The sequence below is a fragment of the Streptomyces sp. MB09-02B genome (assembly GCF_033794485.1).
GTDB lineage: Bacteria > Actinomycetota > Actinomycetes > Streptomycetales > Streptomycetaceae > Streptomyces.
In genome coordinates this window covers 1-8,432 of the sequence record NZ_JARGEE010000388.1, presented here as the reverse complement: position 1 = coordinate 8,432, position 8,432 = coordinate 1, and the positions used below count along the sequence as shown (strand labels likewise).

At 70.3% G+C, this 8,432-nt stretch carries 10 protein-coding genes, 1 tRNA gene and 1 pseudogene; 4 read left to right on the top strand and 8 right to left on the bottom strand.

Annotated features, from left to right (window positions below; genetic code table 11):
* Positions 1–301: pseudogene (locus tag P1P70_RS35480) on the bottom strand (ABC transporter permease); the annotation flags it as partial.
* Positions 298–1,086, bottom strand: a complete 789-nt coding sequence (locus tag P1P70_RS35475) for an ABC transporter ATP-binding protein (RefSeq protein ID WP_319245159.1) — start codon at positions 1,084–1,086, stop codon at positions 298–300. The gene P1P70_RS35475 and the pseudogene P1P70_RS35480, both read right to left, overlap by 4 nt.
* A gap of 490 nt (positions 1,087–1,576) precedes the next feature.
* Here P1P70_RS35475 and P1P70_RS35470 point away from each other — a divergent pair, with 490 nt between their 5' ends.
* Complete coding sequence (locus P1P70_RS35470) at positions 1,577–1,981, top strand: hypothetical protein (protein ID WP_319245158.1); 405 nt, start codon at positions 1,577–1,579, stop codon at positions 1,979–1,981.
* Positions 1,982–2,222: 241 nt separating this feature from the next.
* On the opposite strand, the gene P1P70_RS35465 is transcribed toward P1P70_RS35470, so the two are convergent.
* Together P1P70_RS35465 and P1P70_RS35460 are read right to left on the bottom strand one after the other, a co-directional pair.
* Positions 2,223–3,479 (bottom strand): MFS transporter, encoded by a 1,257-nt coding sequence (locus P1P70_RS35465; protein WP_319245157.1) that lies wholly within the window; start codon positions 3,477–3,479, stop codon positions 2,223–2,225.
* Positions 3,480–3,531: 52 nt separating this feature from the next.
* Positions 3,532–4,644, bottom strand: coding sequence for an ArsR/SmtB family transcription factor (locus P1P70_RS35460; protein ID WP_319245156.1), 1,113 nt, complete (start codon positions 4,642–4,644; stop codon positions 3,532–3,534).
* Between the two features lie 754 nt (positions 4,645–5,398).
* Here P1P70_RS35460 and P1P70_RS35455 point away from each other — a divergent pair.
* Positions 5,399–5,471: transfer RNA gene (locus tag P1P70_RS35455), tRNA-Arg, on the top strand.
* Between the two features lie 548 nt (positions 5,472–6,019).
* A complete protein-coding gene (locus P1P70_RS35450; RefSeq protein WP_319245160.1) occupies positions 6,020–6,238 on the top strand; it encodes a helix-turn-helix transcriptional regulator in 219 nt (72 codons plus the stop codon).
* Positions 6,239–6,348: 110 nt separating this feature from the next.
* Here P1P70_RS35450 and P1P70_RS35445 read toward each other — a convergent pair whose 3' ends face one another.
* Genes P1P70_RS35445 through P1P70_RS35435 form a run of 3 tightly spaced genes read right to left on the bottom strand, consistent with a single transcriptional unit; the run spans position 6,349 to position 6,943 of the window.
* The gene (locus P1P70_RS35445) at positions 6,349–6,522 is read right to left on the bottom strand and encodes a hypothetical protein (RefSeq protein WP_319245155.1); all 174 of its coding nucleotides are present in this window, start codon (positions 6,520–6,522) and stop codon (positions 6,349–6,351) included.
* Positions 6,519–6,743 (bottom strand): hypothetical protein, encoded by a 225-nt coding sequence (locus P1P70_RS35440; protein WP_319245153.1) that lies wholly within the window; start codon positions 6,741–6,743, stop codon positions 6,519–6,521. Before P1P70_RS35440 ends, P1P70_RS35445 begins: the two co-directional genes overlap by 4 nt.
* A complete protein-coding gene (locus P1P70_RS35435; protein ID WP_319245152.1) occupies positions 6,740–6,943 on the bottom strand; it encodes a hypothetical protein in 204 nt (67 codons plus the stop codon). Before P1P70_RS35435 ends, P1P70_RS35440 begins: the two co-directional genes overlap by 4 nt.
* A 98-nt stretch (positions 6,944–7,041) precedes the next feature.
* Between P1P70_RS35435 and P1P70_RS35430 the strand changes: the two genes are divergently transcribed.
* Positions 7,042–8,100, top strand: coding sequence for a helix-turn-helix transcriptional regulator (locus P1P70_RS35430; protein ID WP_319245151.1), 1,059 nt, complete (start codon positions 7,042–7,044; stop codon positions 8,098–8,100).
* Here P1P70_RS35430 and P1P70_RS35425 read toward each other — a convergent pair.
* Complete coding sequence (locus P1P70_RS35425; RefSeq protein ID WP_319245150.1) at positions 8,097–8,342, bottom strand: hypothetical protein; 246 nt, start codon at positions 8,340–8,342, stop codon at positions 8,097–8,099. The two genes, P1P70_RS35430 and P1P70_RS35425, sit on opposite strands and share 4 nt — an antisense overlap.
* Positions 8,343–8,432: the final 90 nt, after the last annotated feature.

The following is an 8,432-nucleotide window of genomic DNA, read 5'->3' as shown; positions in this document are numbered from 1 at the left end:
GGGCGGGAGGGGTGCGTCCCGACAACCGGGCGACATCCACGACGGTGACGGGTACCCCTCGGGTGAAGGTGGTCCCGACCGCCTCGACGGCCACAGGGCGGGAGGACTCCACCGGGTTGCGCCAGTCGGTGCGGTCCGCGCGGTGCTGGAAGCCCAGGTTCATCGCGACGCTCAGCAGGAGCAGGGTGGTGGACACGGCCGCCGCCGCGACCGCGAGGCCGGTGGCGAGCAGGCCAGTACGGCCGCCGGCCCGCGTGAGCCGCCAGGTCAGTGCCCAGGTGGTGCGGTCCAGCGCCCTCATCGCCGGTACCCCGCGTTCGTCTCGGCCCCGGTGCCCGTCCCGGGCCCGGCCTTCGCCCCGGGCCTGGTCTCCGCCCCGGGCCTGGTGTCCGTCCCGGTGTGCGCCTCGGTGTGCGCCTCGGCCAGCCGGCCGTCACGCACCTGGACCGTGCGGTCGCACCAGCGGGCCACGTTCGCGTCATGGGTGACCAGGACCAGCGCGGCGCCCTGGCTGCGGCTGACGTCCGTCAACAGGTGGATCACCTCCATGCCGGTGGCCTGGTCCAACGCACCGGTCGGCTCGTCCGCGAAGATCACCTTCGGGCTGCCGACCAGGGCCCGTGCGATGGCCACCCGCTGTGCCTGACCTCCCGACAGCTGCCCGGGACGCCGGCCTTCCAGGCCCTGCAGACCCAGCGGCCCGAACCACTGCCGAGCCTGCTCCACAGCCGCCCTGCGCGTCGTGCCGCCGAGCATCAGCGGCAGCGCCACGTTCTCGTCGGCGGGCAGTTCCGGCAGCAGCTGGCCGGACTGGAAGACGAAACCGAAGGCGGTGCGGCGCAGCTCGCTGCGGGCCGGTTCACGGAGTTGGTCGATCCGCTCGCCGTCCAGGAGCACCTCGCCGGAGTCGGGCCGTTCGATCCCGGCCAGGCAGTGCAGCAGGGTGGACTTGCCGGAGCCGGACGGACCCATGACGGCCAGCGACTCGCCGGCCATCACGCCGATGTCGACCCCGGCCAGGGCGCGGGCCATTCCGTAGGACTTGAACAGGCCGGAGCCGGTCAGGACGGCGGAGGAAGTGTTCATCGGGCGGACTCCCCGGAGAAAACGACGATCATCGGATGCATGCCGCCCACGATCGGGGCGTACGGCACCCGGCGGTCTCGGCCGGACGGCCGGTTGTGGGAATCGGGCATCGGCCATTCGGCCGAGTCCGCTGAGAATCGCCGCTGCCTCTTCTGCCGAGCGTGTACACCGAGACTCCGCCGCTGCGCCGGTCGCTGATCGTGGCCGCCTGGCCCGTCCTCAGCCTGCTGAGGCTGATCGACGTGTTCGCCAACGAGGTGCCCGGTCACCACTGGACGAGCCTGCTGCCGATGGTGTCCGGCCCGCTCGCCTGCCTGCCTGCCGCTGCCGCGGCCCACCCGCCGGCCGAGCGTGCAGGTACGTGCCGTGCTCGTCGCGGGCGGCTCGCTGTCCTCACGGCTGCCAGGGCCACCTGGGCGAGCCCGGACAGGGACGGCACGTTCGGGCTGCTGGAGAGTGTCGCTCTGCTGGTGCCGCTGTCCCGTGCGGTGTGGACGGTGCCGCGCCCGCGATGCCGGTGCGCTTGCTGCCGTCGGGCATCTACTACGAAAGCGACAGCGTCATCACCGGCTCCCTGGTGATGGCACCTGGCGTCGGCCTGACTCTCGCCTGGGGCCTGCGCGCATGCCTGCTGGAGGAGCAGCAGGCCCGCGACATCGCCGCCGTGCGCTTGCGTCAGCGTCAGCGTCAGGACCTCGAACTCGCCAACGACCTGCACGACTTCGTCGCCCACCACGTCACCGGCATCACAGATCACCCCGCTCCTGGAACACTTCAGCCGCTCCGGATCGGAGACGCTGGACTCGATGCGCCGTCTGCTGCGGGTCCTGCGCGAGGACGCCCGCCCCTGGGGGCGTCCGGCCCGGCGAGGTGTGGGCGGAACTCGCCCGTCTGACCTCGGTGTTCTCCGAAGACGAAGGGATCAACGAGGCGGAACGCGGCCGCCGCCCGCGGCGACGCGTTGGTCTCCCCCGCCGTCACCGTCCGGCTCCTGAAGCAACTGTCCGCCACACAGCCGCATCCAGCAGAAGATCGACGCCCGTAACCTGGGCCCGTGGTCTGGCCCAGTCCCAGGCCCACGCCCAGTCCCAGGTCCGCCCCTGTCCCCGCCGCCTTGGTGCGGAAACGCTGAGCGGTCATCGGACGGACTCCCGTCCCACTGCCGGTTGTTCGGCCTCGTAGCGAGAAAGACCGTTGCGCGACTGTCCGAGCCGCCGTGCTCTGGCTGTGCGGGCCAGGGTGAGCGCGGCAGTCATGGCCAGAACGACGAGGGCGGCGCCCGAGAGGAGGAAGGCGTCCTTGACTCCGGTGAGTGCGATGGTGGTCGAGGCCACGAACGGGGAAACGGCCAGGGCTCCTGCCACTCCGGCCTCCCACAGACCCAACGCCTTCGCCAGATGCCGGCTCGGTATGCGCTGCTGCACCAGCGCGATCAACGGGATGTCCGTGAGGGCCGAGGCCAGCCCGGTGGCGATCAGGAGCACTGCGGCCCCGGTGGTGGAGGTGACGATTCCGAGCGGGGCACGGAAGATTCCGAGCAGGGCCCAGGCCAGCACCGCCGCCAGGGCGAGTCCGCGCATCCGCAGGCCGGCCAGCAGGAGCGCCCCCACCACTTCCGCGACCCCGGCGATACCCAGCAGCAGGCCATAGCGTCCGCCCTGCCCCACGACGGCGACCAGCCCCACCGTCAGGAAACCACTGGTCAGAGCGAGAGCGAGCACGAAGGTCACGATGACCACCAGCACGTCGGGCGCGGCCCGCACGGCCCTGAGCCCGGCGGCGAGATCGGCCCACAGGCCCACCTGGCCGGCGGCCAGGACAGGCCGGGTCACGCGGATGCCTGCCACGGCGACCGCCGAACCCAGGAAGGTCAGGCCGTTGACCACCAGAGCCGCCCGCATGGAGCCGTAGGCCAGCAGCGGCGCGAGCATGAGCGGGCCGACGAAGAAGGCGGCCCGGAAAGCGACTTGCAGCAGCCCGTTGGCCTGCTGGAGACGGTCGGCCGGGACGATCTGCGTGACGATGGCGTTGCGGGCCGGGGCGAACGGGGCTCCGATCAGGGCCAACAGCGCCGTGGTCACCACGAGCAGGGGCAGATCCAGCAGGCCGAGGGACAGCAGCACCGCGGCCACCGCGACCACGGCGACCCGGGCCAGATCGGTGGCGATCATCAGCTTGCGGCGGTCGTAGCGGTCGGCGTACGAGGCGGACACGAACGTGGCCAGGAACGCGGGCGCGAACGCCGACACGCTGACCACGGCGACGGCCGTCGGGTCCTTCGTCAGCGACCAGGCCAGCCAGGCGGTCGCCGCGGTGTACAGGCCGTCGCCGAAGCGTGAGACGGCCTGGCCGACGAAGAGCAGCTGGAAGTCGCGATCCCTGAGCAGTGACATGCCGCCACTGTCGGAGCTCCTCGGGCACCTGATCCAGTTATTAGGCAGATGGCTAATCAATGGGGTCGGTGGCGTGCAGAAAGCTCTCCAGACTGGGAGCGAGACCGGCCACCTGCCCGGGCAGGAGCCGGTACAGGACGTAGTAGCCCTCGCGGCGGCGTTCGAGGAGGCCCGCGTCCGTCAGGACGCGCAGGTGCTTGGAGAGGGCTGCCTCGCTGACGCCGACGAGCGGGGCCAACTCCTGGGTGCTGCGCGGGCGTTCGGCGACAAGGCGGAGGGTGCGCAGGCGGGTGTCGTCGGCGAGCGCCCGCAGCGTGCCGACGAGCTGTGCGGGCGGAATCCTGGGGCGGGCTTCCCGTGCGATCGAGGAGACGGGGAAGACGAGCCCGAGGGGCCAGGGGCCGTCGCAGTTGACGCGTACGTGCGGCCACACGTAGGCGCTGGGCGCGAGCAGCAGGGTGTCGTCCGGTCCGATGGCGACCTCGTGGTCGTGCGGGCGCTCCAGCCAGAACCGTTCGGTCTGCCGGTCGCTGCGCACCTCCGGCCACAGGCCGCGGAGCATGCCGTACAGTCCGCGCTGTTCGATCTGGTGCCCGGCCTCGCTCACCCCGGCGGCCAGTTCCGGTTCGATCCGGGCCCATTCCTCCTCGAACGCCTCCCGCCAGTAGCGTTCCAGCATGCTCAGGAACCGTTCGAGGAGGGCGCGGGGGTCGTCCAGGAGCATCGCGGCCATCGCTTCGTCGCTTTCCCGTGCGACGCGCTCCCGCAGCAGGCCGCGTACGTCCGGTTCCCGCAGCACGTGTGGATCCCTGCCCTCGCCGCCGCCCGGCCACGGCGAAAGCAGCGGGACGGCGAACTCCAGCCGCACCAGCTCCGGGTCCGCCGTGCGCAGGCCGGCCAGCTCGCTGCGGAAGTCCGCGAGGCCACCGGTCGGCCGTGGAAAGAGGAACTCGGGAAAGTACGAGCGCACCGCGTAGGAGAACGCCTCGATCTCCCGCTTCAGCGCCGGCGACAGCTTGCGCATCGCACGCACCCAGCCGTGCTGGACGGGGTGGTGCTTGGGCTCCACCAGCACATGAAGGCTGAGTACGGCTTCCATCGCCGGCGAGTAGGCGAACCCCACCCGCTCCGCACCACCGGCAGGCACCCGGAACACGATCGTCATGCTCGTCATCCTCGCCGCCCGGCGGTCCCCAGAGGGAGCGGGCCGCGCGAGAGGGTGGTCGGCGATATGCCTGACGCTGACCTGTGCGCCGTTCTCGCCGGGGGCCCACCCCGAGGTGGTGAGCGTACCCAGACGGCCGTCCGCCCTAGCGCACGCCCATGCAGGAGCAACTCCCCTCATCCATGTCGACCTTCGCGCCGAGCCACCCACTCGCGAAGCCACTTTCCAGGACCGTCGGCGCCGTCTGGTCTCTCCATGTCCATGGGCAATCCCCTACCGGCTCACCTTGCGACGTTCCCGCTCTGCATGGCAGGCGCGGTCCTGGCGGCCGCACCAGCGACATGTGAACTCCGCCTGAGAACTGCGCAAGAGGCCCCCACTTCCGCAGGAGCGGCCTGTCATGCCAGGCGCCCCGAGCGAGCGGCAAGCGGCCCCACAAGCCGGCCGACACAGGGAGCACAACGGTCCGACGGCCGTCGGCCCCGGCTCCCACAGCGTCCACCACCCGCACCATGCAAGCCACAGGCACCGCAGATCAGAGGCACTCCAGCCCGCCGCCCCGACCTCCAGCCCTCCATACAGAGGGCCCTCACTGGCGCACATCCGCTAAGCTACCCTTGGTCAGCCGTTGGTCCGTGACGTTGTCTGCTCAGATGACCCGACGGAGAGCGTCGCACCACGTCCGACCAGCGGGCTTGTGCTCCTCGCCGAAGATCCACACCTGGATCTCCGACAAGGTTTCCCACAAGCCCCTGCCTTCGTAGCTCAGGGGATAGAGCACCGCTCTCCTAAAGCGGGTGTCGCAGGTTCGAATCCTGCCGGGGGCACTGACTGCACAGCAGGTCAGAGGCGTGACGGGCCCCTCGTTCATTCGAACGGGGGGCCCGTTTCATGATCCAAGTCCACATGGAATCCACATCCCCATCAGATCTGCTCACTGCTCACCCGATCGAGGGACTGGACTACCTGCAGTAAGCACGTAGAGTGTCGCGCACGAGAGGGGCAGGCGTGCCTCCCCACACGCGCCTGAGACGCGCCTCTCGTGTACCTGCATGGTGACCGGTGGGGAGACCGGCCCGGGCAGGCGGAGGCCCCCATCGCTGTAGTCGGTGGGGGCCTTCTGGTGTCCAACGTAGACCGCCCCGCCTCCAAACGGAGACGGGGCGGGGCGCTTTGACTGAGTCTTGGCGCCTAACGGCCGGATGTGCGGAGACGCGTACGCGCGTACCCGGCCGCTTCCGCGCCGCTCACTTCCCTGCCCGGTGAAGTTGCGGCTGTCTACAGATTCCCCCCATCAAGATCATTAAATTTGCCCGGCTGGGCAAAGACATCGAACCATGATCACTACAGCGTGGGGTGGGTGCCACTGGACCCGATGCCCCACTGGGTAGCCCCCCGCCGCCGGGAGATCGGGCAACGCCTCCGCGACGCCCGTCACCATGCCGGCCTCACTCAGATGCAGCTCGGGGAACGAATTGGCCGCGATCACCGGACAATCCACCGGTGGGAGTACGCCACACGTATTCCGGATCTGAACGACCTGCTGCTTCTCGCCGACGCTCTCGGTGTGCCTCTGTCTGATCTGGTGCGGTGACCCGCAGTCGTCGACGGGGGACGTCCGACTGCGGGTCACCTGCCGCCCCCCTTCGGTTTGGGGCGGCACCTGCCGGCGGGCTGATATCCGCGGCGCCCGCCGGCAGGGGCTCATCGATAGCCCGGGCGCCAGCCGTCATCTTCCTGCTTGGTCTGCCGTAGCACCGGTGTGCAGTTCCTGACGTGCATGTACACGGTGGGCACGACGCCGGACGCGGCCTCGGGGATGAACGAGTCGCGTTCCTCGCCCGGGCTGATCGGGTCGTGGCAGCGGTCGCAGGTCACGGTTTCCTCACCTTCGGCGGCCGGGACGGCGCCGGGGCGGCCGCGCAGTCGGGGCAGGCGTATACCTCGGTGTCGAGGATGTGGGCGCCGCTGCTGCCGCGGGCCGTTCCCGCGCTGACGGCCCCCTGGGTGAGCCGTATCCCGCACCACACGCAGGCGAGCCCGTTGTACTGGCCGTACGACAGCTGCTCCACCGGTGGCAATTCCGTGGGCGCCTTCATGGCTGGTCCGCGATCGGTGTGAGGTCGTAGGCGGTGCGGCAGGGCGGGCAGGCGAACTGTGTGCCGCCGTTTGCGGAGCCCTGTTCGTGGATGCGTACGAGGCGGGCGCCCCACGCGTAGCCCTGGTGCCAGCAGCAGTAGGCGTAGCCGCGGGGTAGCGGTGGGCTGGCGGCTGGTGGTTCGACGGCGGTGGTGGCCATACGTGCTCTCTCTCCCCGACCCGACTCGGTGTGATCGAGACAACATCGTGGGAGTGACGGAATCCCGAACCCATATCACCTTCGTATACCTGCGTCGTATGGTCGTCACCATGAGTGGTCAGGAACCCTGGGCAGACGGACGCCTACGAGCCGCGTGGGCGGCCCGCGACTGGCCCGCGGTCTTCCGCCGCTACCGGCACCTGGCGGGCATCTCACAGCGCCGGCTCGGCGAACTCGTGGACATGACCCAGGGATACGTCTCCGACGTGGAACGCGGGCGTCACCACATCAAGAGCGCCGACGTCGTCGCCCGGATCACAAGGGGCCTGAAGGTGCCGACAGAACTAGGCGGAGTCACCCGCGACCGCACCCTGGACGAGTGGGGGCCATCCGCCGAGCTACGCGACCGCCTCGCGCATGCCCGCACCGCGGGCCGCGCCGATCTGCGGACCGCCGACTGGATCGGTGTCGTCCTGGCCCAGCATCGTCGCGCGGAGGACGAGGTCGGGGGCCTGGATTTGTGGCCGATCGTCCGTTCGCAGCTCGATCAGGTCACCGCCCTCATTCCCGGTACCAGCGGGCCAGCTGCGGACCGGCTGCTGTTGCTGGCGGCCGAGCATGCGCATTGGCTGTCGTGGGTGGCGTGGCAGAAGGACAAGCGGGGTCCGGCGCTGGCGTGGATTGATCTCGCGCACGGGTGGGCGGTCGACGGCGGGCATCCGGACATGGCGTCGTGGGCGCAGCGCGTGCGGGCGCACTACAGCTTGGAGTACGGCGACCCAGTGCGTGCCCTCAGGACGGCGGAGGGTGCCCGGTTTGCCGGCCCGCGCCCGCTGTCTCCGGCGGCGGAGGCTGCGGCGGTGCATCAGGAGGCGATGGCGGCCGCGCGGTTGGGTGAGCGGGACCGTGCCGTACGGCTCGCCGAGGAGGCTCACGGGCTTGCGCTGAGGGTGCCGGATGAGGAGGAGCGTCCGGGCTGGCTGTACTGGCTGGATGCCACCAGGGCGCGGTTGAACGCGGCGGATGCGGCGTACGCGTGCCAGCGGTGGGCCGATGCGGCGGCCGGTTTTCGGGAGGCGCTGCCCGCGCTGGCCGGGTTTCCACGCGATCACGGGTATTACCTGGCCCGGCTGGAGGATGCGGAGCGTCGGATCTAGGCGGGGTTCCAGTCGCGGATGATCGGCTCGTCTCCGGGCTTCAGGTCGGCGGCGGCGTGGACGGCCTGGACGACGTCACGGTGGTGGGGACCGTACGACAGGACGTCGCCGCCGCTGAGGACGCCGACCGGTTCGGGATCGTCGAGGTCGACGAGTACTTCACCGGCTTCGAGGTCGGCGGGTTCGTAGTCGTCTGGTCCGGTTCCGGCGGGGAGGATGCGGTAGGTGACGCGGTACAGCATGGGGCCTCCTCTGCTGGGGGAAGTGGTGCGCCCCGGGGCGTCGGGGCCTGTCTCTTATAACCATTTCCGAACCCAACAGACAAGCAAAAA

What these genes read in the sequence shown, in the direction of transcription:
- P1P70_RS35475 (WP_319245159.1), bottom strand. Translation starts at nt 1,086, where the DNA reads ATGAACACTTCCTCCGCCGTCCTGACCGGCTCCGGCCTGTTCAAGTCC.
- P1P70_RS35465 (WP_319245157.1), bottom strand. Translation starts at nt 3,479, where the DNA reads ATGTCACTGCTCAGGGATCGCGACTTCCAGCTGCTCTTCGTCGGCCAG.
- P1P70_RS35460 (WP_319245156.1), bottom strand. Translation starts at nt 4,644, where the DNA reads ATGACGATCGTGTTCCGGGTGCCTGCCGGTGGTGCGGAGCGGGTGGGG.
- P1P70_RS35450 (WP_319245160.1), top strand. Translation starts at nt 6,020, where the DNA reads ATGCCCCACTGGGTAGCCCCCCGCCGCCGGGAGATCGGGCAACGCCTC.
- P1P70_RS35440 (WP_319245153.1), bottom strand. Translation starts at nt 6,743, where the DNA reads ATGAAGGCGCCCACGGAATTGCCACCGGTGGAGCAGCTGTCGTACGGC.
- P1P70_RS35435 (WP_319245152.1), bottom strand. Translation starts at nt 6,943, where the DNA reads ATGGCCACCACCGCCGTCGAACCACCAGCCGCCAGCCCACCGCTACCC.
- P1P70_RS35430 (WP_319245151.1), top strand. Translation starts at nt 7,042, where the DNA reads ATGGTCGTCACCATGAGTGGTCAGGAACCCTGGGCAGACGGACGCCTA.
- P1P70_RS35425 (WP_319245150.1), bottom strand. Translation starts at nt 8,342, where the DNA reads ATGCTGTACCGCGTCACCTACCGCATCCTCCCCGCCGGAACCGGACCA.